The following is a 21,924-nucleotide window of genomic DNA, read 5'->3' as shown; positions in this document are numbered from 1 at the left end:
TGATCTATCGATCGGTATTTTCCGATGGCAATGCAAATACGCCGAACAGTCCTTGGACGCAGACTGATAGAAACCGCAACAGGGAAAAGATCACCATGAGCACAGAACGAAGGAATCCACCCTTCCCCAGCTATTCGGACAGCGAGCTGCGCAAACTCCTCACCGACGTGCAACACGGCACGGCGATTCATCCTCGCCTGAGCGACCTGCTCGTCCACCTGGGGTATCTCGAACAGCGTTCCTGTGGCCTGTACCTGACACTCAAGGCCCACCGGCTGATCCGTCGACCGGAAGATCAGGCATGAGCGACAGCGGCTTGGGCAACCGCGACCAAGCGGCTATCATCCGCCCGCCCGGCTGCCGTGGATCACGCGAATTTGAGGCGGCGCTGGCCTAAACTTCATCTATCGGAACACTGCGACAAGGACATTTCATGGACTCCATCCTCGTCACCCTCGCCATCATCGTTTTCGGCATGTTCATGCTGGGGATCGGCTACACCATCCGCGAACGGGGCACAGGCGTCCTGCTGATGTGGATCGGCGTGTTGAGCATGCTGTCGATCATCACCTACCGGATCTACCTGGCCACCTCGGTGTAGCGAGGGGCTGTCCTGCTCCGAGCTCCTGCTTTTCGTAGGAGCGGGCTTGCTCGCGGACAGGACTGCCCGAGCGCATCGGTGTTGGGCGGTTCGCGAGCAAGGGCTAGGCGCCCCCTCGCTCCTACAGGTGTTCAGCCTGCAGCATGGGTGTAATGGCTGGCCTTCGCGGACAAGGTCCGCGAATGGCGCCCGGCGGGCGCCGTGGAAATTACCCGGTCGCTTACTGGCCCATCGCCCGCGCATAGCCCTTGGGCGAGAAGCGCAGCGTTACCCCCAGCATCGCCACCACCGACACCGCCAGCAGTATCCAGGAGGCCTGGAAGCTGCCGGTGCTGTCGCGCAGCGCGCCGGTCACGTAGGGAATGATCCCGGTGACGATGAAGCCGATGCCCTGCACGAAGGCCGCCAGCCGCCCCGCCGCCCCCGGATCGGGCAGATGGTCGAGGGTCAGCGTCAGGCTCAGGGCGAAGCACGAGCCCAGGCCGTAGCCGATCAGCGCCGCCCAGAGGCCGGAGAGATGCAGGGGCGATGCGATCAGCCCGGCGAAGCCGGCGAGCTGGACCAGCAGGCACAGGCTCAGCCAGCCGCGCCGATCCTGCGAACCACGGCTCAGCACCGGGATGGTCAGTGCGGCGATCACCTGGAAGATGGTCATCAGGCCGATCAGCCCTCCGCTGGCCTGGGCGCTCCAGCCCAACTGGCGGTAATACACCGGCAACCAGGCCACCATGCTGGTGTAGCCGCCATTGATCACCCCGAAATACAACGCCAGCAACCAGGCGCGACGGCTGCCGAAGTAATGCTGCACCGCCTGCCGCGGCGGCGTGGCCACCGGCGTTTCGCGCGGGCGCGCGACCGCCCACAACAGCAACCCGAGCACCGCCAGCAGCAACCAGGCGCCGAGGCCGTCCTGCCAGCGATGGAAATGCTCCGACACCACCGGCGCCAGCACCGCGGCGCTGCCGCCGCCGGCCATCAGCGAGGCCGAATACAGCCCCATCGCCGACGGCACCTTGTGCGGGAACCAGCGCTTGATCACTCCCGGCACGAACGCCTGGATGATCGCTACGCCGGTACCGGCCAGCACGGCGCTGGCGATCAGGGCGAACCCGCTGTCCAGCAGCAGGCGCCAGAAGCAGGCGGCGCCGATGGCCAGCAGGCCGGCGACCACGCCACGGCTTTCGCCCAGGCGCGGGCCGACCCAAGGCAAGGCCAGGGCGAACAGGCCCATGCACAGTACCGGCAGCACCGTGAGCATCGAGGCGCCCTGGAAGCCCAGGCCGGTGGCGTCGCGAATATCGGTGAGCAAAGGGCCGATGGAGGTGAGGATCGGTCGCAAGTTGATACCCAGCGCGACGATAACCAGGAGACCGATCCAGCCGGTACGGGCCGCATCGTCCGCCGGCATGGCGATGCTGCGGCTCATGCGCGGCGCGCCTGCCAGCGCGCGTAGAGTCCCTCTTCCCCGACCGGCCGCAGGGGTCGCAGCGGCAGCGCCTGCTGCTGCGGCGGCAGGGTCATCTGCTGGTAGACCCCGGCGGTGGACAGGCCGAATGGCTCGCCTTCGTCATTCGAATAGGCGAAGTACGCCGCCTCGACGCCACACAGGTGCATGGCCGCCAGGCACATCGGGCACGGGTGGCCGCTGGCGTAGATCACGCAGCCTTCCAGGCGCGGCGTGCCGAGCACGGCGGACGCGCGGCGAATGGTCAGCAGTTCGGCGTGGCCGGTCGGGTCGTGGTCCAGGTGAATGGAGTTGGCGGCGCGGGCGATCACCTGCCCGTGCTTGACCAGCACGGCGCCGAAGGGACGGCCGCCGGCCTCGATATTGTCGCTGGCCAGTTTGCAGGCCTCGCGCATGAAGTCGTCGTGTTGCATGGCAGTTCTCTTCAAGGATTCGGCATGGACTCAGTGCGCGCCGGCGGCTTCCAGCATCCTGGCGATGGCGGTCTGGTTGCGCTGGTAGGCGTATTGCAGCGGCGTGATGCCGTCGTTGTCGGCCAGGTTCAGGTTCGCTCCGGCGTTGATCAGTCGTTGCACGATGGCCTGGTGGCGCGGGCCGCCGTCGCTGAGCAGGATGGCTTCGAGCAGTCCGGTCCAGCCGAGCCTGTTGACGTGGTCCGGATCAACGCCCGCCTTGAGCAGCGTCTCCACTACCTCCACATGGCCGCGCTCGCAGGCCGGGATCAGCGCGGTGCCGCCATAGCGGTTGGTGCTGCGCAGGTCGGCGCCGTTGGCCAGGGTCAGCCTGAGGATTTCCAGGCGTCCCGAGGCGCCGGCCAGCAGGTAGGCGCTGTCGTGGATACGATTCTGCCGATTGACGTCGGCACCGGCGGCGACCAGCAGGCGAGCGACGCCGAGGCGGTCATGGGCGGTGGCCAGGAGCAGCGGCGTGTTGCCCTGGCTGTCGCTAACGTCGACCGGCACACCACGCTTGAGCAGCGTGGCCACGTCTTCCTCGCGGCCCGCGCTGGCGGCGCCCAGCAGGGCCTCCGCTGCCGCGCGGCTGTGCACGTCTTCGGTCTGGATGGTGGTTGGCATGTCCATTGGCGCTCCCCCTTGTCGGCTGTCGTGCCCAGAGGCTGCTGGGATGCTCGCCGTGCGGAATACAGCCACCGGCAGGCACGACGAAGCGGCAACAGCCCCGAAAAGAATGTCGACAGTATGACGAAGGGAGGTTCTATGTTGAAATTAAATAGAATCATGACTTTCAGTGGGAAAAAGAATGCTAGATCCCAATCTGCTGCGCAGCTTCGTGATGGTGGTGGACGCCGGCAACTTCACCCGTGCCGCCGAACTGCTGCACCTGACCCAATCCACCGTCAGCCAGCAGATCCTGCGGCTGGAACAGAGCCTGGACTGCCGCCTGCTGGACCGCAGCCAGCGCCAGGTGCTGCCCACCGAACAGGGTGAACGCCTGCTCGGCTATGCCCGGCGCATCCTCCAGCTCGGCGGCGAGGCCCGCGAGGCGTTGAGCAGCGAGCACAGCGAAGGCGTGCTGCGCCTGGGGATGCCCGAGGACTTCGCCGGTGAACGCATGATGCCGCTGCTGGCGGCCTTCAGCGCGGAGCGTCCGCGCCTGCGCCTGGAAGTCTCCAGCGGCCTCAGCCAGGAGTTGCTGCGCCAGTACCGCAGCGGCGAGCTGGACCTGGCGCTGGTCAAGCAATGGGGCGCCGACAGCGACTGCCTGGCGCATTGGCCGGAGCCGCTGGCCTGGCTGGACAGCGCCGACAACCCCGCCGCCGCCCGCGATCCCCTGCCGCTGGTGGTATTCCCGCTCGGCGCGCTGTACCGCCAGGAGATGATCCACGCCCTGGAAGCCAGCGGGCGGCGCTGGCGCATCAGCTACAGCAGCGGCAGCCTGGCCAGCCTGTCGGCGGCGGTGGCGGCCGGGATGGGCGTCAGCCTGTTGCCGTTGCGCGGCCGTCACGCCGGACACCGGCGGCTCGATGCCATACAGGGCTTCGCGCCGATCGACGGGCTGGAACTGGCGCTCTACGCCCGCCCCGAACTGGGCAGCGCGGGGCGCAGCCTGTACGAGCAACTGCGCAGCCTGTGCGCACAGCTCGCCGAGGTCACGCCAGCGCGCTGAGGTGGTCGAGGAACTGTTCGGCCGGCGCCGGCTTGCCGAGCAGGAAGCCCTGCAGCGAATCGCACCCCAGGCGGGTGAGGAAGTCCTGCTGGCGCGGCGTTTCCACCCCCTCGGCGACGATCCGCAACTCCAGCGCCTGGCCCAGCGCGACGATGGCCGAGACGATCGCCGCATCGTCGCTGTCGTGCTCCAGGTCGCGGACGAAGCCGCCGTCGATCTTCAGCTCGTTGGCCGGCAGGCGCTTGAGGTACAGCAGGCTGGAATAGCCGGTGCCGAAATCATCGATGGACAGGTCCACGCCCATGTCCGCCAGGCGGCCGAGGATTGCCAGGCTCGCATCGGCGTCGCGCATCGCCGTGGTCTCGGTGATTTCCAGGGTCAGGCAGTTGGCTGGCAACTGATAGCGGCCCAGGGCGCCGGCCACCGCATCCACCAGCTCGGCATTGCAGAACTGCAACGCCGAGAGGTTCACCGCCACACGCCAGTCGCGGTAACCCTGGGCATACCACAGGCTCATCTGCCGGCAGGCTTCGTCCAGCACCCAGTCGCCGATGGGGATGATCAGCCCGGTGCGCTCGGCCAGGGCGATGAAGGTATCGGGCATCAGCAGGCCGCGCTGCGGATGCTGCCAGCGCAGCAGCGCTTCGGCGCCAACGGGTTCGCCGCTGGCGGCGAACTTGGGCTGGTAATGCAGGACGAACTCGCCCCGCGCCAGCGCCGTGCGCAGGTCGTGGAGCAGTTGCAGGTGGTTGCGGGCATTGGTGTTCATCGACTGCTCGAAGAAGCTGTAGCCGTTCTTGCCATTGCCCTTGGCGTGGTACATCGCGGCGTCGGCATTGCGCAGCAGTTCCTGCTGGCTGGCGCCATCGCCGGGATAGAGCGCAATGCCGATGCTGGCGGCGATGCGCAGCTCCTGGCCGGCCACCTGGAACGGCTGCGCCAGCAGGTTGATCTGCTGGCTGGCGATGCTCACCGCGTCTTCCGGTTCGACCAGTTCCACCAGCAGGACGAATTCGTCGCCACCGATGCGCGCCACCGTGTCTTCGCTGCGCAGGTTGTCGCACAGACGGCGGGCGACGTCCTTGAGCAGCAGGTCGCCGACGTGATGGCCGAAGGCATCGTTGACCGGTTTGAAACCATCCAGATCGAGGAACATCAGCGCAAAATGCCCACCGCCGCGCTGCACCTTGCCGACCAACTGCTCGATGCGATCCTCCAGCAGCACGCGGTTGGGCAGACGCGTCAGGTTGTCGTGCAGGGCCAGTTGGGTCAGCTCCTGGTTGGCCTGCGCCAGCGATGAGCTGAGCAGCGCGGTACGCGATTCCAGCCGCGCATCGAGCACCGAGGTCAGCAGGGCGATGCCGATCACCGCGAGGGTGACGACGATGACCAGCACCGCCATCCAGTCATTGCCCAGTCCGCTGGGCGCCGCGCCGCAGAAACTGCCGTCGGGGAAGCGCGCCGCGGCCATGCCGGTGTAGTGCATGCCGACGATCGCAACCCCCATCACCAGCGCGGCGCCGGCTCGTACCAGGCGCACGTAGGGTGTGTTGCGGCGCAGACGGAAGGCGATGTACAGCGCCGCCCCCGAGGCGAGCACAGCGACCACCAGCGACAGGCCGAACAACAGCGGGTCGTAGTCGATGCCCGGCTGCATGAGCATCGCGTACATCCCCAGGTAGTGCATGCAACTGATGCCGGCGCCCATCGCCAGGGCGCCGAGCACCAGTTGCCACGGCGGCAGGCGCTCCTGGCTGACCAGCGCCAGGGCGAACCCCGAGCTGAGCACGGCGATGGCCAGCGACAGCAGCGTGAGGGTCAGGTCATAGCCCAGCGCGATGGGCAGGCTGAAGGCGAGCATGCCGATGAAGTGCATCGACCAGACGCCGATCCCCATCGCCACCCCGCCGCCGCCGATCCACAACAGCGTCGGCCAGCCCCTGGCGGTGGCGATCCGGCCGGCGAGGTCGAGGGCGGTGTAGGACGCCAGGATCGCCACGCAGAGCGATATCAGGACCAGGGAAGGATCGTAACTGCCAGTCAGCATGGGGACTCTCTAGGCACGCACGACGAGGCGCGCAAAAGGTCCGGATTCTAGCGAAAAGCCTGGTGGCAAAACACTGGCAACGACTTCTGTTCGTCGCCATCCGCGCCACGCCGTTCCACCCTGAACAAGGACGTGCTGCGGCACTGGCGGTTCGGCCAACGCGACTACGGCTTCGTCGGCCACGAATAGTGCGGGCATTGACCAGCCATCCCCCGATACCGCCGGGACCGGCTAACCTTGCTGCATCGCCACCGCCCGCACAGGAGCCGCTTCCCTTGGCGAAGCAACCCTCAAGCCTCAGCCTGCCCTTCCGTCGCCTGGCCAACCCCTACACCCGCTACCGCTACGCCGCCTGGATCCACTGCATCCGGGTCGGCCTGGCGCTGCTGGCCTCGATGCTGCTGACCAGCGCACTGAAGCTGCCCCACGGCCTCTGGGCCTCGGTGACGGTGCTGGTGGTAATGGGCGGGCTGGTGCATCAGGGCACCATTCGCGGCAAGTCCTACGAACGGGTGGTCGGCACTCTGGTCGGCGCGGCGCTGGGCCTGTGCGTGATCGCCGTCTACGACCAGACCCGCTCCCAGCTCCTGGCCTACCTGCTGATGTCGGTGCTGGGCGCCGCCTCGGCGTTCTTCGCCATCCGCCGCCCCGGCTACGTCGCGCTGCTCGCGGGAATCACCCTGTGCATCGTCGCGGGGCCGGGGGAAACCGGCTTCACCGAAGGGCTGTGGCGCTCGGCCAACGTCCTGATCGGGGTCGCCGTGTCCCTGCTGTTCTCGCAGATCTACCCGCTGCGGGCGGTCTACGTCTGGCGCTACCTGCTCTCGGACAACCTGCGGGCCTGCGCGCACCTGTATGGGCAGTTGTCGTCCAACCACGACTTCACCCCGGAGCATTTCGCCCGCCAACTGGAGGAACTGGACCACCGCCTGGTGGCCTCGCGCGCCCACCTGGGACCGGTGGCGCGGGAGACCGGGATGCCGATGCGCGACCTGGAAATCATCCAGCGCATCCACCGCGCGGTGATGGGCACCCTCGAATCGCTGATCGCCTCGCGCCAGTTCGCCGCCCAGGCCGGCGAGATCGAACCGGTGCCGCCGAGCCTGGATCATCACCGGCAACTGATCGGCCGCCTGCTGCTGCAATCGGCTCACGCCCTGAAATTCAGCCGCACCAGCAAACTGGTGCAGGCCTGCCAGGGCCTGGAGAACCTGCCCGCGCGCCCGCTCAACCTCACCGACTCCTTCGAGAAGCAAGGCTTCTACTGGCTGACGCTGCGCCTGTACGAACAGGTGGAAATACTCTCGGAGAAACTCGCCGCCACGGCGGTGCACTGGAACATCCAGAGCCGCGACCGCATCTGAGCCCGGCCCGGCGGCTTGCGCTCCGGGCCGGCGCTCAACGCCTGCTCAACCCATCAGGCCGCAAAGCCGCCATCGATGGTCAGGCTGGCGCCCGTGACATAGCCGGCTTCCGGGCCCGCCAGGTAGGCAACGAACGCGGCGATCTCCTCCGCGCGGCCGTAGCGGCCGACCGCCATCAGGCCCTTGAGGGTCTCGGCGAACTCGCCCTGGTCCGGGTTCATATCGGTGTCCACTGGGCCGGGCTGCACGTTGTTGACGGTGATGCCGCGCGGACCGAGGTCGCGGGCCAGGCCACGGGTCAGGCCGACGATCGCCGACTTGCTCATGGCATAGACGCCACCGCCGCTGAAGGGCATGCGTTCGGCATTGGTGCTGCCGATGGTGATGATCCGGCCGCCCTCGCCCATGTGCCGCGCGGCGGCCTGGGTGGCGACGAAGACGCTGCGCACGTTCACCGCCAGGGTGCGGTCGAAGTCGTCCAGGCTGAACTCGTCCAGCGGTGCGATGGCCAGCACGCCGGCGTTGTTCACCAGGATGTCGATACGGCCGAAATGCCGGGCGGCGCTGTCGATGGCCGCCTGCACGGAGGCGGCGTCGGCGCTGTCGGCCTGGATCGCCAGGGCGCGGCCACCGGCGGCTTCGATGCTGGCGGCGAGGTCCTGCGCCTTCTGCGCCGAACTGACGTAGGTGAAGGCCACGGCGGCGCCTTCATTGGCCAGGCGCTGCGCGATGGCGGCACCGATGCCGCGGGAGCCGCCCTGGATGAATGCGACTTTGCCGGCGAGAGGTTGATTCGTGCTCATGTGAGACTCCGTGACTGAGGTGGGAGAAATTCGACACGACCAGTCTCCTCTCCCGAACACGCACGCAGTAGCCGGTAATCACTATATTCAGTCGATACAGAATGTCCGGAATCCCGTCATGGAAAGCCTGATCAGTATCGAATGCTTCGTGCGCAGCGCCGAGGCCGGCAGCTTTGCCGCCGCCGCGCGGCGCATGGGCCTGACGCCGGCGGCGGTGAGCAAGAATGTCGCCCGGCTGGAAACCAACCTGGGCGTGCGGCTGTTCCAGCGCAGCACCCGCAGCCTGGCGCTGACCGAGGCCGGCGAGCGCTTCCTCGATGAGGCCAGCGGCGGCCTGGCCAGCCTGCAGAGCGCCATCGCCAACCTGGCCAGCGCCGACGGCCAGCCCAGCGGCGTACTGAAAGTGAGCATGGGACTGGTGTTCGGCCGCGACTACATCCTGCCGCTGCTACCGGATTTCCTCGGACGCTACCCGGCGATCCGCCCGGACTGGCACTTCGACAACCGCCAGGTGGACCTGATCGCCGAAGGCTTCGACGCCGCCATCGGCGGCGGCTTCGAACTGCCGCCCGGCGTGGTGGCGCGCAAGCTGTCGCCGGCGCACATGGTACTGCTGGCCTCCCCGGCCTATCTCGCTGCCCATCCGCCGATCCGTTACCCGAGCGACCTGCCCAGCCATGACGGCCTCCGTATCCGCTCGCCGCAGACCGGCCGGGTGCGCCCCTGGCCGCTGGTCAACCGCCAGTACGTCCAGGCGCCCATCGCGCTGAAGGAGCGCATGACCCTGAGCGACCCGGAAGCCGCCTGCGTCGCCGCCCTCATGGGGCTGGGCATCACCCTGGTCAGCATGCAGCACGCGCTGCCGTACCTGGAGGATGGCCGATTGGTCCGGGTACTGCCGGAGTGGTACGTCGACGCCGGCAACACCGCCATCTACTACGCGGCACAGAAGCTCCTGCCGGCCAAGACCCGCGTCTTCGTCGAGTGCGTCGTCGAGCATTTCCGCGAGACGGGGCTGGGGCAGCGATTCTCGGCGATCTGACCGTTCCGCCTCCCCACGGCGCGGGCCGGGCAGATTGCCCCCCGGTCAATGAAAAGCCCCGCAATGCGGGGCTCTGTTCTGGCATTGGCAATCAGCCGCAGTTGACCTGCCGCACCACCTGGCGTTCATCGACATCGATGTTCAGGCGCTGGGAGTTGTACTCCATCGTGACCGGCTGGTGCGGGTGCAGCACGCGCGCCACGCTGGCGCCGGCATCGCGCCGGGCCTGTTCGGTCAGGTTCGCGTCGATGGTCTTGCCGACCAGCGATTGCACGGCCTTGGCGTCACAGATGCCGGTCATGGCCGGCGGCGTCTCCGACGCCTGGGTGCTGGTGTCGGACGAGGAATCCTTGGAGCTGCAACCGGCCAGTGCGGCCACGGCGAAAAGCGACAGCAGGGTCACTCGGTTCAAGGGCATGGAACGTCTCCCTGATGAGATGTGTGAAAAGCGTGAAAAGCGCCACCTTACCAGCATGAAGCCCCTAACGGGGGCATTGAAGTATTGCAACCTGCTGCACTGAAAGCCCGGCGCAGAGCCGCACGCTGCGTTTTACACAACTTTTACACTGGGCGGACTTACGCTTCCCCGCGGGCAGATGTCTCATGGATAACGGGCTCCCTGCCGGAGTCCCAGGAGGTACATCATGCTTCGCTGTCTTTCCCGGTTCGCCGTACTCTGCGGTTGCCTGGCCCTCGCCGGACAGGCAGCGGCCAACAGCAACAGCGATGCCGCCGCCATCGGCGCGGTGGTCGGCGCCGTGGTCGGTGGAGCGATCGTCGCCGGCTCCGCGCCAACGCCGTACTACGCCCCACCTCCCGCGCCGTACTATGCGCCGCCGCCCGTGGCCTACTACCCGCCAGCGCCGCCGGTGTACTACCGGCCGGTTCCGCTCTATCGGCCCGTGGTGGTGGTGCCGGCGCCGCGTTACTACGGCCCGCGCTATTACGCGCCCCGCTACTACGGGCCAGCCTATTACGGCCCGCCAGGGCGCTATCGCCACTGGTAATCGCCAAAGGCCCCGCTTCGCGCGGGGCCTTTCGTTCCGGCGCCAACGCACCCGGACGCTAGCCCGGGTGAGCGTCCCCTGCCCGCGAGTTCATGGACAGGTTGCCGGCCAACTCCTCGAACAGCGTCACCACCGCACGCAGCGCGCGGCAGTCCGGGCGGGTCAGCAGCCACAGGTGGGTGCTGCACCCCCGCAGCTCGCCGTCCAGCACCCGCAGACCATCGCCGGGCCGCAGCAGGAAGGCCGGCAACGCCGCCAGCCCCAACCCCGCGCGACACAAGTCGAGCACCGAGAGCATGCTGTTGCAGCGGTAGGCCGGGACCACCGCCGGGAACGCCTGGCGGCGCCAGGCGACGCTGGAGTGCTCGGGCAGGAAGTCGTCCGGGGCGATCCAGCTCATGTCCTGCCAGGGGCGCTTGCCCTGCTCGGCGAGGTAGTCGCGGTGGGCGCAGAGGACGTAATGCACGTCGCCCAGGTTGCGTCCGACGAGATGCTCCGGCGGCGAGCTGGTCAGGCGCAGGGCGATGTCGGCGTCGCGCCGGCTCAGGTTGGCGAAGGCGTTGGAGGTGGTCAGTTCCAGGTTGAGCGCCGGGTAACGCTTCATGAAGCGCGCCAGCGCCGGCAACAGCAGGCCCTGCAACACGGTGTCGGAACAGGTCAGGCGCACGGTACCGCTGAGCACGTCGTGCCCCTGCTCCAGGCTCAGTCGCGCGGCCTCCAGTGCCTGCTCGGCCAGCTCCGCCTGACTGGCGACCTGCTGGGCGGTGGCGGTCGGCAGGTAGCCGTGGCGACCCTTCTCGAACAGCGCGCTGCCCAGGGCCTTTTCCAACCGGCGCACGGCGCGGAACACCGTGGAGACATCCACATCCAGCAACTCCGCCGCGCGGGCCAGGCTGCCGCCGCGCACCAGCGCCAGCACCAGGGCGAGATCGGCGTACTCGAGACGATATTGCATGGACGCACTCCGATATTGCACAACCGCCAATTTTGGTTGCACCAGCGCAACTATAGATTGCTCCCACCGGCCCGCCAATGGGCCTCGGCGCAAAGGGGAGCACACATGGGACGGCGACGGAAGGTTCTGCGTATCGGCTTGATCGGCGACCGTGACAGCCGCGTCATCGCGCACTGGGCGATTCCCCTGGCACTGCAGCAGTCGCTGCTGCCCCACAGCGGCACCTTGCGTGTCGACTGGCTGGATACGCCGCGCCTGGCGGCCGGCCTGCCGCTGCACGCCTACGCCGGCTTCTGGTGCATTCCCGGCAGCCCCTACCGCGAGACCGAGGGGGCGCTGCGCGCCATCACCTACGCGCGCACCCACGGCGTGCCGTTCCTCGGCACCTGCGGCGGCTTCCAGCACGCACTGCTGGAACGCGCCCGCCAGGTGCTCGGCTGGCGGGAAGCCGCCCACGGCGAGACCGACCCGGAGGCCGAACGCACGGTGATCCATGCCCTGCCCTGCTCGCTGCTGGACGTCAGCGAAACCATCGCGCTGAGTCCCGGTTCGCGCCTGGCGGCGATCTACGGCCTGCCGAGCATCCGCGAAGGCTATCGCTGCAGCTACGGGGTGAACCCCGAGTTCCAGGACGCGCTGTTCGGCGGCGCCCTGCATGCCTGCGCCCACGGCGAGGACGGCAGCATCCGCGCGCTGGAGGCCACGGACCATCCGTTCTTCCTCGCCACCCTGTTCCAACCCGAGCGCAAGGCACTCGCCGGGGTCGGCGTACCGCTGGCCCAGGCCTTTCTCAGCGCCGCCTTCAGGCACGCGGCCGCCACCGCAGGGAGCCCCGCATGATCGCCCGCACACCCCAGCCGCCCTACTACGCGGTGATCTTCACCTCCCTGCGCAGCGAGCAGGAGCAAGGCTACGCCGACGCCGCCGCGCGCATGCTGGAGCTGGCTGCCCGGCAGGACGGCTTTCTCGGCGTCGAGTCGGCACGGGGTGCCGACGGACTCGGCATCACTGTCTCCTACTGGCGCGACGAAGCCGCCATCCGCCAGTGGCGGGAGGAAGGCGAGCACCGCGTCGCCCAGCGGCGCGGACGGCAGGACTGGTACAGCGGCTTCCAGGTGCGGGTCTGCAGGGTCGAGCGCGCCTACGGCTTCGAGCGCTGAACGACGGCCCGCTACCGGCCATCGGCCATACCGCCTGCGAGGCCTCGGAAACATGGCGCCAGGTGAGCGTCACCCGCCCCCGAGGCATGCGATCCATCGACGGCGAGGGCCGCTTGCGCATCCCGCCGAGTGCGCTGCCCGGGGACTGACCGGCGTCAGTCCCGTACCGCCTCGCCTTCCTCGGCGATCTTCGCCGCATCCCAGCCGCCGCCCAGCGCGGCGATCAACTGCACGCTGGCGGTCAGCCGGCTGCCCTGCAGGGTCAGCAGCGTGCGCTCGTTGGACAGCGCGCTGGTCTGGGTGGTGACCACGTTGCTGTAGTCGATGGTGCCGGCCTTGTACTGGTTGAAGGTCAGGCGCAGCGCTTCGCGGGCGGCGTCCAGCGCCTCCTGCTGCACGCCGCTCTCCTCTTCCAGCACCTTGAGCTGGACCATGTAGTCCTCGACCTCGCGGAAGCTGTCCAGCACAGTCTGCCGGTAGCTGGCCACGGTCTGGTCGTAGCTGGCCTCGGCCTGTTCCACCTGCGAGGCGATCAGCCCGGCGTCGAACAGAGTCATGGCGAACTGCGGGCCGATGGACCAGTAGCGGTTCGGCGTCTCGATCCAGTTCTGGAAGCTGCCACTGCGGTAGCCGCCGGCGGCGGTGAGAGTCAGGTCGGGGAACCAGGCGGCCTTGGCCACGCCAATCTGCGCGTTGGCGGCGATCACCTGGCGCTCGGCCGACGCCACGTCCGGGCGACGCTGCAACAGCTCCGACGGCAGCAGCGCCGGCACCTGCGGCAGCGCGGGAACGGCGTCCACGGCGGCCAGGGAGAACTGCGCCGGCGGCACGCCGACCAGCACGGCGATGGCGTGCTCCAGCTGGGCGCGCTGGTACTTCAGGTCGATGGCCTGAGCTTCGGTGCTCTTCAGCTGGGTGCGCGCCTGGGCCACGTCGGCCTTGGTGACGATGCCGGCGTTGTACTGGTTTTCGGTGAGTTTCAGCGAGCGCTGGTAGGCCGCCACGGTGTCGTTGAGCAGCTTGATCTGCCGGTCCATCACACGCAGTTGCAGGTAATCCTGGGTCAGCTCCGACTGCAGCGACAGGCGCGAGGCGGCAAGGTCCGCGGCGCTGGCATCCATGCTCGCGGTATCGGCTTCCAACTGGCGGCGCAGCTTGCCCCACAGGTCCAGCTCCCAGCTCACGCCGAGGCTTGCCGAGTAGCTGTTACTGATCGAACTGCTGCCGCCGCCACTGCTGACCGTGGAACCGTCCGGCAGACGCACGCTGCCGCCGCTGCCAGTGCCTTGCCCGGAACGGGTCTTGCCGACGTCGGCGCTGATGGTGGGGAAGAACGACGAGCGCGCGCCCTTGGCCAGTGCCCGGGCCTGGCGGTAGGACGCGACCGACTGCGCCAGGGTCTGGTTGGCGGCGACCAGGCGCGTCTGCAGGTCGTTCAGCGTGGCGTCGCCGTACAGTTCCCACCAGGCGCCGTGGTTGAAGCCATCCTGGGGTTTCGCCAGTTGCCAGCCCTCGCCTTCCTTGAAGCTGGCGGGCACCGTCAGCTCGGGACGCTGGTAGTCCGGGCCGATGGCGCAACCGGCCAGGGCCACGGCCAGCGCCAGGGGGAAGAAGGAACGCGAGCGGATCATACGGGTGTCTCCAGGGCGCCGTCGGTACGCACGCCGCGCTTCTGGTTGACCCAGTGGCGCAGGCGGTCGAGGTAGAGGTAGACGACAGGGGTGGTGTACAGGGTCAGCAACTGGCTGCCGATCAGCCCGCCGACGATGGTCATGCCCAGCGGGCGGCGCAGCGCGGCGTCGCCGCCAACGCCGAAGATCAGCGGCAGCGCGCCGAGGATGGCGGCCAGGGTGGTCATCATGATCGGCCGGAAGCGCTTCATGCAGGCCTCCAGGATCGCCTCGCGCGGCGACAGGCCGAGGGTGCGTTCGGCGTCGAGGGCGAAGTCGATCATCATGATCGCGTTCTTCTTCACGATGCCGATCAGCAGGATCACCCCGATCAGCGCGATCAGCGACAGTTCGGTGCGGAACAGCATCAGCGTCATCAGCGCCCCCACGCCGGCGGACGGCAGCGTCGAGAGGATGGTCAGCGGGTGCACGTAGCTCTCGTAGAGGATGCCGAGCACGATGTACACCGACACCAGCGCCAGCAGGATCAGCCAGGGCATGTCGTTCTGGGTGTCCTGCACCGCGCCGGCGCTGCCTTCGAAGGTGGCCTGGATTTCCATCGGCAGGTGCAGCGGCTCCAGCCCCACCATCACCGCATCGCGGGCCGGGCCGATCAGCGCGCCGGGGGCCAGGTTGAAGGAGAAGGTGGTCGCGGCGAACTGTCCCTGGTGGTTGACCGTCAGCGGCGCGCGGCTCGGCTCCACGTGGGTGAAGGCCGACAGCGGCACGCGCTGGCCGTCGTTGCCGATCACGTAGACCTGGCGCAGCTCTTCCGGCGACTCCTGGTAGGGCTGGTCCACCTCCATCACCACGTGGTACTGGTTCAGCGGATTGAAGATGGTCGACACCTGGCGCTGGCCGTAGGAGTTGTTCAGCACCGCATCCACGTCGGCGACGTTCACCCCCAGGCTGGCGGCGCGGTCGCGGTCGATCACCAGGCGGCTCTGCACGCCCTTGTCCTGGGCGTCGCTGTTGACGTCCACCAGTTGCGGGATCTTGTTCAGCACCGCCTCGACCTTGGGCGCCCAGTCGCGCAGCAGGGTCAGGTCGTCGCTGCGCAGGGTGAACTCGTACTGGGCGTTGCTCTGCCGGCCGCCGATGCGCACGTCCTGCCCGGCCTGCAGGTAGAGGGTGGCACCGGGAATCCGCGCCAGCTGCTTGCGCAGGCGGTTGACGATCACGTCTGCCGAATCGCGTTCGCCGATGTCCTTGAGGGTGACGAAGAAGGAACCCGTATTGCTCGACTGCCACCTGCCGCCACCGACGAAGCCCACCACGTTTTCCACGCCCGGATCCTTGGAAAGGATCGTGCGGAACTCGGCCATCTTCTGGTCCAGCGCCTGGAACGAGATGCTCTGGTCGGCCACCGCGAAGCCGCGCAACCGCCCGGAGTCCTGCTGCGGCAGGAAGCCCTTGGGCACCACCGCGAACAGGTAGAGGTTCAGCGCGATGCAGCCCAGCATGATCACGATCATCAGCCGCGAGTGCTCCAGCGCCCAGCTCAGGCTGGCGCGGTAGCGCAGCATGAAGGCGACGAAATAGCGGTTGCTCTGGCGTGCCACCGAGGCCTTCTGCGGGCGCTCGATGGGCTTGAGCAGCCGCGCGCAAAGCATCGGCGTCAGGGTCAGGGACACCACCAGCGACACCAGGATGGCCGCTGCCAGGGTCACCGAAAACTCGCGGAACAGCCGCCCGGTGATACCGCCCATCAGCAGCAGCGGAATGAACACCGCCACCAGCGACAGGGTCATCGACAGCACGGTGAAGCTCACCTCGCGCGCACCGCGAATGGCTGCCTTGAGCGGCGGATCGCCCTCCTCGATGCGCCGGGCGATGTTCTCCACCACCACGATGGCGTCGTCCACCACGAAGCCGGTGGCGATGATCAGCGCCATCAGCGACAGGTTGTTCAGCGAGAAGCCGCACAGGTACATGACCGCGAAGGTCCCCACCAGCGACACCGGCACCGCGAGGCTGGGGATCAGCGTGGCGCGGCCGTTGCGCAGGAACAGGTAGACCACCAGGATCACCAGCACCACGGAGACGATCAGGGTCAGTTCGGCCTCCTCCAGCGAGGCACGGATCGACGGGCTGCGGTCGTCCATCACCGACAGTTTCACCTGCGGGCCGAGCACGTCCTGGATGATCGGCAACTGCTCGTGGATGGCGTCGGTGGCTTCGATGATGTTGGCGCCCGGCTGGCGGGTGATGATCAGCAGCACCGCCGGCAGGTTGTCGGAGAAGCCGGCGTTGCGCACGTCCTCCACCGAGTCGGACACCTTCGCCACATCCTTCAGGCGCACCGCAGCGCCGGTCTCGGCGTTGTAGTGGACGATCAGCGGCGCGTATTCGCTGGCCTTGCGCAACTGGTCGTTGGAGTCCACCTGCCAGTGCCGCTCACCGAATTCCAGCGAGCCTTTGGGCCCATCGGCATTGGTGTTGTCGATGGCGGTGCGCACGTTGTCCAGGGAAATGCCGTACTGGCTGAGCTGGTCCGGGTTCACGTCCACCCGCACCGCCGGCAGCGAGGAGCCGCCGATGCTCACCTGCCCCACGCCCTTCACCTGCGCGAGCTTGGGCGAGACGATGGTCGAGGCCAGGTCGTACATCTGCCCGCGGGAGTAGGTGTCCGAGGTCAGGGTGAGGATCATGATCGGGCTGTCCGACGGGTTCGCCTTGCGGTACGTCGGGTTGTTCGGCATACCCGACGGCAGCAGGCTCATCGCCGCGTTGATCGCCGACTGCACCTCCCGCGCCGCGCCGTCGATGTCCTTGGACAGGTCGAACTGCACGATGATGGTGGTGTTGCCCAGGGAACTGCTGGAGGTCATGTCGGTGACCCCGGCGATGCGCCCGAGCGAGCGCTCCAGCGGGGTCGCCACGGTGGACGCCATCGTCTCCGGGCTGGCCCCGGGCAGCGCGGCCTGCACCATGATGGTGGGGAAGTCCACGTTGGGCAGCGGCGCCACCGGCAACAGGCCGAACGAGAGGATGCCGGCGAGCATCAGCGCCAGGGTCAGCAGGCTGGTGGCGACCGGACGCAGGATGAACGGGCGCGACAGGTTCATCAGGATCTTTCCGCCGGATCGATGCTGTTCACGTCAAGCCCGTGGCGGCCGCGCCAGGCGGCCCAGCGCGCGGCGAGGCGGTCGAAGTACAGGTAGATCACCGGCGTGGTGAACAGGGTCAGCAACTGGCTGAGCAGTAGGCCGCCGACCATCGTCACACCCAGCGGCCGACGCAGTTCGGCGCCGGCGCCGCCGGCGAGCATCAGCGGCAGCGCGCCGAGCAGCGCGGCCATGGTGGTCATCAGGATCGGCCGGAAGCGCAGCAGGCACGCCTGGTAAATGGCCTCGTGCGGCGGCTTGCCTTCGTTGCGTTCGGCGTCGAGGGCGAAGTCGATCATCATGATCGCGTTCTTCTTCACGATGCCAATCAACAGGATGATGCCGATGATCGCCACGATGCCGATGTCCTGCCCCGCCAGCATCAGCGCCAGCAGCGCGCCCACGCCCGCCGAGGGCAGCGTGGAGAGGATGGTCACCGGGTGGATGAAGCTCTCGTAGAGGATGCCGAGCACGATGTACATGGTGACGATGGAGGCCAGCACCAGCAGCAGGGTATTCGACAGCGACGCCTCGAACGCCTGCGCCGCGCCGCGGAAGCTGCCCTGCAGGCTGACCGGCATCTCCATCTGCACCTCGACGTCGCGGATCGCCTGCACCGCCTCGCCCAGGGCGACGCCCTTGGCCAGGTTGAAGGAGATGGTCGCCGCCGGGAACTGGGCGATGTGGTTGACCGCCAGCAGGGTATGGCGCTCCTCGACCCTGGCCAGGCTCGACAGGCGCACCTGGGTGCCGTCGCTGGACGGCACGTAGAGGTTTTCCAGCGACTGCGGGCCGATCTGGAACTCCGGCGCCACTTCCAGCACCACGCGGTACTGGGTGGCCTGGGTGAAGATGGTGGAGATCAGCCGCTGGCCGAAGGCGTTGTACAGCACGCTGTCGATGCTCGACAGGCTCACGCCCAGGCGCGAAGCGGTGTCGCGGTCGATATCGATGTAGGCCTGCAGGCCCTTGTCCTGCCAGTCGCTGGCGACGTCGGCCAGCTCCGGCAGTTGCTCCAGACGGTCCACCAGTTTCGGCACCCATTCGGACAGCACCTCGGGGTCGGCGTCCTGCAGGGTGAACTGGTACTGGGTGCGGGCGATGCGGTCTTCGATGGTCAGATCCTGCACCGGCTGCAGGTACAGGCGGATGCCGGGGACCTTGTCCAGCTCCGGCTGCAGGCGCTGGATCACCTCGCTGGCGGTCACGTCACGCTCGGCGTGGGGCTTGAGGTTGATCAGCAGACGCCCGGTGTTGAGCGTGGCGTTGGTGCCGTCGACGCCGATGAAGGACGACAGGCTCTCCACCGCCGGATCCTGCAGCACGACCTTGGCCAGGTCCTGCTGGCGGCCCGCCATCGCCTGGAAGGAGATCGACTGCGGCGCCTCGGCGATGCCCTGGATCACCCCGGTATCCTGCACCGGGAAGAAGCCCTTGGGCATGACCACATAGAGCAGCGCGGTGAACGCCAGGGTGCCGATGGCCACCAGCAGGGTCAGCCCCTGATGGCGCAGGACCACCCGCAAGGCGGCGGCGTAGCGCTCGATCATCCGCTCGATGAAGCGCCCGGCGGCACGGGCGAAGCGCCCTTCCTTCTCCGGCTCGACATGGCGCAGCAGCTTGGCGCTGAGCATCGGCGTGAGCGTCAGGGAGACGAAGCCGGAAATCAGGATCGCCACCGCCAGGGTGATGGCGAACTCGCGGAACAGCCGGCCCGCCACGTCACCCATGAACAGCAGCGGGATCAGCACGGCGATCAGCGAGAAGGTCAGCGAGATGATGGTGAAGCCGATCTGTTTCGAGCCCTTGAGCGCGGCCTCCAGCGGCGGGTCGCCCTGCTCCAGGTAGCGCGCGATGTTCTCCACCATGACGATGGCGTCGTCCACCACGAAGCCGGTGGCGATGGTCAGCGCCATCAGCGTCAGGTTGTTGATCGAGAAGCCGGCGAGGTACATCACGCCGAAGGTGCCGATCAGCGACAGCGGTACGGCGAAGCTGGGGATCAGCGTCGCGGAGATATTGCGCAGGAACAGGAAGGTGACCATCACCACCAGGCAGACGGCGAGGAACAGCTCGAACTGCACGTCCGCCACCGAGGCGCGAATGGTCGTGGTGCGGTCGGTGAGCACCGTCACTTCCAGGCTGCCGGGCAGGGTCGCTTGCAGCTGCGGGAGCATCTTCTTGATGCTGTCCACCACCTCGATGACGTTGGCGCCCGGCTGGCGCTGGATGTTCAGCACCACCGCCGGCGAGGTGTTGGCCCAGGCGGCCAGGCGCACGTTCTCGGCGTCGTCTTCCACGCTCGCCACGTCGCGCACGCGCAGCGGCGAGCCGTTCTTGTAGGCGATGATCAGGTCGCGGTAGGCGTCGGCGGACTTGAGCTGGTCGTTGGCGTCCAGGGTCGAGGAGCGGGTCGGGCCGTCGAAGCTGCCCTTGGGGCCGTTGAGGTTGTTGTTGGTGACGGTGGTCTGCAGGTCTTCCAGGCTCAGGCCGGCGGCCGCGAGGGCGCCGGGGTTGGCGCGGATGCGCACGGCCGGGCGCTGGCCGCCGCTGATGCTGACCAGGCCGACGCCGGAAATCTGCGAAATCTTCTGCGCAAGGCGCGTGTCCACCAGGTCCTGGATCTGCGGCAGTGGCATGTCCGGCGACATCACTGCCAGGGTCAGGATCGGCGCGTCCGCCGGGTTCACCTTGCTGTACACCGGCTGGTTCGGCAGGTCCTTGGGCAGCAAGCTCTGCGCGGTGTTGATCGCCGCCTGGACTTCCTGCTCGGCGACATCGAGGTTCACCTCCAGGCTGAACTGCAGGGTGATCACCGAAGCGCCGCCGGAGCTGGTGGAGGACATCTCGTTGAGGCCGGGAATCTGCCCCAGCTGGTTCTCCAGCGGCGCGGTCACCGAGGAGGTCATGATGTCCGGGCTGGCGCCGGGGTACAGGGTCACCACCTGGATGGTCGGGTAGTCCACTTCCGGCAAGGCCGAAATCGGCAGGAAGCGGTAGGCGATGATCCCCGACAGCAGGATCGCCACCATCAACAGCGTGGTGGCGACCGGTCGCAGGATGAACAGGCGTGACGGGTTCATTCGCTCTTACCGCTGTCCTGGGCCGGGTCGCTCTGGACGGCATTGCCCGAGCCGAACGGCTTGGCGGTGGACTTGTCGCCTTCCTCGCTGGCGGCGGCGCGGGCCTTCTCGTCGGAGGCGACGATGTTCATGCGCATGCCGTCGCGCAGGCGGTCGGTGCCCTCGACGACCACGCGGTCGCCTTCCTTCAGGCCCTCGCTGACCACCACCCGCTCGCCCTCGCTGGTGCCCAGGGTGACGAGTTGGCGCTTGGCCTTGTCTTCCTCGCCCACCTTATAGACGTAGGTGCCGTCGTTGCCACGCTGCACGGCGTTGGCCGGGATGGTCAGCACGCCCTGCAGGGTCTCGGCGAGCAGGCGCACGTTGACGAACTGGTTGGGGAACAGCTTGTGGTCGTCGTTATCGAAGCCGGCCTTGAGCTTGACCGTGCCGGTGGTGGTGTCGATCTGGTTGTCCAGGGTCTTCAGCACGCCGCTGGCCAGGGTCTGGTTCTGGTTGCGGTCCAGCGCCTGCACCGGCACCGGCTTGTCGCCGTAGAGTTCGCGGGCGATGGTGCCGAGCTGCTGCTGCGGCAGGCTGAAGACCACGGAGATCGGCTTGACCTGGGTGATCACCACCAGCGGCGTGGTGTCGCCGGAGGTAACCAGGTTGCCCACGTCCACCTGGCGCAGGCCGACACGGCCGGAGATGGGCGCGCGCACCTGGGTGAATTCGAGGTTGAGCTTGGCATCGCTGACCTGGCCCTGGTTGGTCTTCAGGGTGCCTTCGTACTGGCGCACCAGGGCTTCCTGGGTGTCCAGGGTCTGCTTGGCGATGGAATCCTCGGCGTACAGGCCCTTGTAGCGCGCGAGGTCGATCTGCGCGTTCTTCAACTGCGCCTGGTTCTGCAACAGCGTACCCTGGGCCTGGTCCAGCGCGGCCTGGAACGGACGCGGGTCGATCACCGCGAGGACGTCGCCGGCCTTCACCTCCTGGCCTTCCTGGAACGGCACCTTGACCAGTTGGCCGCTGACCCGCGCGCGGACGTTGACCGTGTTGTAGGCCGTGACGGTACCCAGCGCGTGATAGTGCACCGGCAGGTCGCCCTTGAGGGCGGGCGCGACGCTGACGGTCACCGCAGTGCCCTGCCCCGCCGCCATCTGCCCCGGACTCGGCCGCCCGCCGCGCCCGCCCTGGGCCGCCGGCGCCCCGCTGGACGTCGAATGCAGCCACATGATCAGCCCCACCACACCGGCGAAGATGATCGCGGTGAAAAGCCAGGGGCGCAGGGTGCGGAGTTTCGAGGGCGTTCCTTTGCTTGGGGTCATGGTCGTCGTCATGGCGAAAAAGAAGAGAGGATAACGAGGCTGAACGATAAGCACAGCCTGGCCGCAGGCAAAGTCTCTTTACCCGCTATTTACCTTTGATTTACCGGGAGTTACGAATTGCCGGGGCATTGCGACCCGGATTGGCCGGAAGGGTTCCCGACCTGACGGACCGACCCTGGCGGGTCG

Annotated in this window: 19 protein-coding genes; 8 read left to right on the top strand and 11 right to left on the bottom strand. The window is 67.7% G+C overall.

Going from position 1 to position 21,924, the window contains the following annotated elements; genetic code table 11:
- The first annotated feature begins 95 nt into the window (after positions 1 to 95).
- Complete coding sequence (locus ACYCAX_RS20275; RefSeq protein WP_015476764.1) at positions 96 to 305, top strand: hypothetical protein; 210 nt, start codon at positions 96 to 98, stop codon at positions 303 to 305.
- A gap of 128 nt (positions 306 to 433) precedes the next feature.
- Complete coding sequence (locus ACYCAX_RS20270) at positions 434 to 601, top strand: hypothetical protein (RefSeq protein WP_015476763.1); 168 nt, start codon at positions 434 to 436, stop codon at positions 599 to 601.
- Positions 602 to 821: 220 nt separating this feature from the next.
- Here ACYCAX_RS20270 and ACYCAX_RS20265 read toward each other — a convergent pair whose 3' ends face one another.
- Genes ACYCAX_RS20265 through ACYCAX_RS20255 form a run of 3 tightly spaced genes read right to left on the bottom strand, consistent with a single transcriptional unit; the run spans position 822 to position 3,148 of the window.
- Positions 822 to 2,027 carry a CynX/NimT family MFS transporter gene (locus ACYCAX_RS20265; RefSeq protein ID WP_460248703.1) on the bottom strand — a complete coding sequence of 402 codons (1,206 nt, stop codon included), beginning with the start codon at positions 2,025 to 2,027 and terminating at the stop codon, positions 822 to 824.
- On the bottom strand, positions 2,024 to 2,479 hold the full coding sequence (locus tag ACYCAX_RS20260) for a nucleoside deaminase (RefSeq protein WP_015476761.1): 456 nt from the start codon (positions 2,477 to 2,479) through the stop codon (positions 2,024 to 2,026). The genes ACYCAX_RS20265 and ACYCAX_RS20260 overlap by 4 nt, the downstream gene beginning before the upstream one ends.
- 30 nt (positions 2,480 to 2,509) lie before the next feature.
- The gene (locus ACYCAX_RS20255) at positions 2,510 to 3,148 is read right to left on the bottom strand and encodes an ankyrin repeat domain-containing protein (RefSeq protein WP_015476760.1); all 639 of its coding nucleotides are present in this window, start codon (positions 3,146 to 3,148) and stop codon (positions 2,510 to 2,512) included.
- Positions 3,149 to 3,326: 178 nt separating this feature from the next.
- Here ACYCAX_RS20255 and ACYCAX_RS20250 point away from each other — a divergent pair, with 178 nt between their 5' ends.
- The gene (locus ACYCAX_RS20250) at positions 3,327 to 4,193 is read left to right on the top strand and encodes a LysR family transcriptional regulator (protein ID WP_015476759.1); all 867 of its coding nucleotides are present in this window, start codon (positions 3,327 to 3,329) and stop codon (positions 4,191 to 4,193) included.
- On the opposite strand, the gene ACYCAX_RS20245 is transcribed toward ACYCAX_RS20250, so the two are convergent.
- Positions 4,177 to 6,240, bottom strand: a complete 2,064-nt coding sequence (locus tag ACYCAX_RS20245) for a putative bifunctional diguanylate cyclase/phosphodiesterase (RefSeq protein ID WP_460248702.1) — start codon at positions 6,238 to 6,240, stop codon at positions 4,177 to 4,179. The genes ACYCAX_RS20250 and ACYCAX_RS20245 overlap by 17 nt on opposite strands.
- Before the next feature lie 275 nt (positions 6,241 to 6,515).
- On the opposite strand from ACYCAX_RS20245, the gene ACYCAX_RS20240 reads away from it, so the two are divergent.
- On the top strand, positions 6,516 to 7,604 hold the full coding sequence (locus ACYCAX_RS20240) for an FUSC family protein (protein WP_015476757.1): 1,089 nt from the start codon (positions 6,516 to 6,518) through the stop codon (positions 7,602 to 7,604).
- 53 nt (positions 7,605 to 7,657) lie between these two features.
- Here ACYCAX_RS20240 and ACYCAX_RS20235 read toward each other — a convergent pair whose 3' ends face one another.
- Entirely contained in the window at positions 7,658 to 8,407 is a 750-nt protein-coding gene (locus tag ACYCAX_RS20235) for a 3-oxoacyl-ACP reductase family protein (RefSeq protein WP_015476756.1), read from the bottom strand.
- Between the two features lie 118 nt (positions 8,408 to 8,525).
- Between ACYCAX_RS20235 and ACYCAX_RS20230 the strand changes: the two genes are divergently transcribed.
- Positions 8,526 to 9,449, top strand: coding sequence for a LysR family transcriptional regulator (locus tag ACYCAX_RS20230; RefSeq protein WP_294975811.1), 924 nt, complete (start codon positions 8,526 to 8,528; stop codon positions 9,447 to 9,449).
- A gap of 91 nt (positions 9,450 to 9,540) precedes the next feature.
- On the opposite strand, the gene ACYCAX_RS20225 is transcribed toward ACYCAX_RS20230, so the two are convergent.
- The gene (locus ACYCAX_RS20225; protein ID WP_460248701.1) at positions 9,541 to 9,867 is read right to left on the bottom strand and encodes an I78 family peptidase inhibitor; all 327 of its coding nucleotides are present in this window, start codon (positions 9,865 to 9,867) and stop codon (positions 9,541 to 9,543) included.
- Positions 9,868 to 10,093: 226 nt separating this feature from the next.
- Here ACYCAX_RS20225 and ACYCAX_RS20220 point away from each other — a divergent pair, with 226 nt between their 5' ends.
- The gene (locus tag ACYCAX_RS20220; RefSeq protein ID WP_294975817.1) at positions 10,094 to 10,456 is read left to right on the top strand and encodes a hypothetical protein; all 363 of its coding nucleotides are present in this window, start codon (positions 10,094 to 10,096) and stop codon (positions 10,454 to 10,456) included.
- Positions 10,457 to 10,514: 58 nt separating this feature from the next.
- Here ACYCAX_RS20220 and ACYCAX_RS20215 read toward each other — a convergent pair whose 3' ends face one another.
- Complete coding sequence (locus ACYCAX_RS20215) at positions 10,515 to 11,432, bottom strand: LysR family transcriptional regulator (RefSeq protein ID WP_294975861.1); 918 nt, start codon at positions 11,430 to 11,432, stop codon at positions 10,515 to 10,517.
- 84 nt (positions 11,433 to 11,516) lie between these two features.
- On the opposite strand from ACYCAX_RS20215, the gene ACYCAX_RS20210 reads away from it, so the two are divergent.
- Positions 11,517 to 12,251: a CTP synthase C-terminal region-related (seleno)protein gene (locus ACYCAX_RS20210; protein ID WP_294975821.1), complete on the top strand. Its 735-nt coding sequence runs from the start codon at positions 11,517 to 11,519 to the stop codon at positions 12,249 to 12,251.
- Entirely contained in the window at positions 12,248 to 12,571 is a 324-nt protein-coding gene (locus ACYCAX_RS20205) for an antibiotic biosynthesis monooxygenase family protein (protein ID WP_460248700.1), read from the top strand. Before ACYCAX_RS20210 ends, ACYCAX_RS20205 begins: the two co-directional genes overlap by 4 nt.
- 155 nt (positions 12,572 to 12,726) lie before the next feature.
- Here the strand turns inward: ACYCAX_RS20205 and ACYCAX_RS20200 are convergent, their stop codons facing one another.
- Genes ACYCAX_RS20200 through ACYCAX_RS20185 form a run of 4 tightly spaced genes read right to left on the bottom strand, consistent with a single transcriptional unit; the run spans position 12,727 to position 21,738 of the window.
- The gene (locus ACYCAX_RS20200) at positions 12,727 to 14,202 is read right to left on the bottom strand and encodes an efflux transporter outer membrane subunit (protein WP_015476749.1); all 1,476 of its coding nucleotides are present in this window, start codon (positions 14,200 to 14,202) and stop codon (positions 12,727 to 12,729) included.
- Positions 14,199 to 17,309 carry a multidrug efflux RND transporter permease subunit gene (locus tag ACYCAX_RS20195; protein ID WP_294975830.1) on the bottom strand — a complete coding sequence of 1,037 codons (3,111 nt, stop codon included), beginning with the start codon at positions 17,307 to 17,309 and terminating at the stop codon, positions 14,199 to 14,201. Before ACYCAX_RS20195 ends, ACYCAX_RS20200 begins: the two co-directional genes overlap by 4 nt.
- The gene (locus ACYCAX_RS20190; RefSeq protein ID WP_460248699.1) at positions 17,309 to 20,431 is read right to left on the bottom strand and encodes an MdtB/MuxB family multidrug efflux RND transporter permease subunit; all 3,123 of its coding nucleotides are present in this window, start codon (positions 20,429 to 20,431) and stop codon (positions 17,309 to 17,311) included. Before ACYCAX_RS20190 ends, ACYCAX_RS20195 begins: the two co-directional genes overlap by 1 nt.
- On the bottom strand, positions 20,428 to 21,738 hold the full coding sequence (locus ACYCAX_RS20185; protein WP_041711879.1) for an MdtA/MuxA family multidrug efflux RND transporter periplasmic adaptor subunit: 1,311 nt from the start codon (positions 21,736 to 21,738) through the stop codon (positions 20,428 to 20,430). The genes ACYCAX_RS20190 and ACYCAX_RS20185 overlap by 4 nt, the downstream gene beginning before the upstream one ends.
- Between the last annotated feature and the right edge of the window lie 186 nt (positions 21,739 to 21,924).

Source organism: Pseudomonas sp. MT3 (genome assembly GCF_054720805.1).
The sequence above is the reverse complement of the archived record's forward strand: the minus strand, read 5'-3'. Positions and strand labels throughout refer to the sequence as shown.

Excerpts from the sequence above, each read along its gene's own strand:
- ACYCAX_RS20275 (WP_015476764.1), top strand. The coding sequence starts at position 96 with ATGAGCACAGAACGAAGGAATCCACCCTTCCCCAGCTATTCGGACAGC.
- ACYCAX_RS20270 (WP_015476763.1), top strand. The coding sequence starts at position 434 with ATGGACTCCATCCTCGTCACCCTCGCCATCATCGTTTTCGGCATGTTC.
- ACYCAX_RS20265 (WP_460248703.1), bottom strand. The coding sequence starts at position 2,027 with ATGAGCCGCAGCATCGCCATGCCGGCGGACGATGCGGCCCGTACCGGC.
- ACYCAX_RS20260 (WP_015476761.1), bottom strand. The coding sequence starts at position 2,479 with ATGCAACACGACGACTTCATGCGCGAGGCCTGCAAACTGGCCAGCGAC.
- ACYCAX_RS20255 (WP_015476760.1), bottom strand. The coding sequence starts at position 3,148 with ATGGACATGCCAACCACCATCCAGACCGAAGACGTGCACAGCCGCGCG.
- ACYCAX_RS20250 (WP_015476759.1), top strand. The coding sequence starts at position 3,327 with ATGCTAGATCCCAATCTGCTGCGCAGCTTCGTGATGGTGGTGGACGCC.
- ACYCAX_RS20245 (WP_460248702.1), bottom strand. The coding sequence starts at position 6,240 with ATGCTGACTGGCAGTTACGATCCTTCCCTGGTCCTGATATCGCTCTGC.
- ACYCAX_RS20235 (WP_015476756.1), bottom strand. The coding sequence starts at position 8,407 with ATGAGCACGAATCAACCTCTCGCCGGCAAAGTCGCATTCATCCAGGGC.
- ACYCAX_RS20230 (WP_294975811.1), top strand. The coding sequence starts at position 8,526 with ATGGAAAGCCTGATCAGTATCGAATGCTTCGTGCGCAGCGCCGAGGCC.
- ACYCAX_RS20225 (WP_460248701.1), bottom strand. The coding sequence starts at position 9,867 with ATGCCCTTGAACCGAGTGACCCTGCTGTCGCTTTTCGCCGTGGCCGCA.
- ACYCAX_RS20220 (WP_294975817.1), top strand. The coding sequence starts at position 10,094 with ATGCTTCGCTGTCTTTCCCGGTTCGCCGTACTCTGCGGTTGCCTGGCC.
- ACYCAX_RS20210 (WP_294975821.1), top strand. The coding sequence starts at position 11,517 with ATGGGACGGCGACGGAAGGTTCTGCGTATCGGCTTGATCGGCGACCGT.
- ACYCAX_RS20205 (WP_460248700.1), top strand. The coding sequence starts at position 12,248 with ATGATCGCCCGCACACCCCAGCCGCCCTACTACGCGGTGATCTTCACC.
- ACYCAX_RS20200 (WP_015476749.1), bottom strand. The coding sequence starts at position 14,202 with ATGATCCGCTCGCGTTCCTTCTTCCCCCTGGCGCTGGCCGTGGCCCTG.
- ACYCAX_RS20195 (WP_294975830.1), bottom strand. The coding sequence starts at position 17,309 with ATGAACCTGTCGCGCCCGTTCATCCTGCGTCCGGTCGCCACCAGCCTG.
- ACYCAX_RS20190 (WP_460248699.1), bottom strand. The coding sequence starts at position 20,431 with ATGAACCCGTCACGCCTGTTCATCCTGCGACCGGTCGCCACCACGCTG.
- ACYCAX_RS20185 (WP_041711879.1), bottom strand. The coding sequence starts at position 21,738 with ATGACCCCAAGCAAAGGAACGCCCTCGAAACTCCGCACCCTGCGCCCC.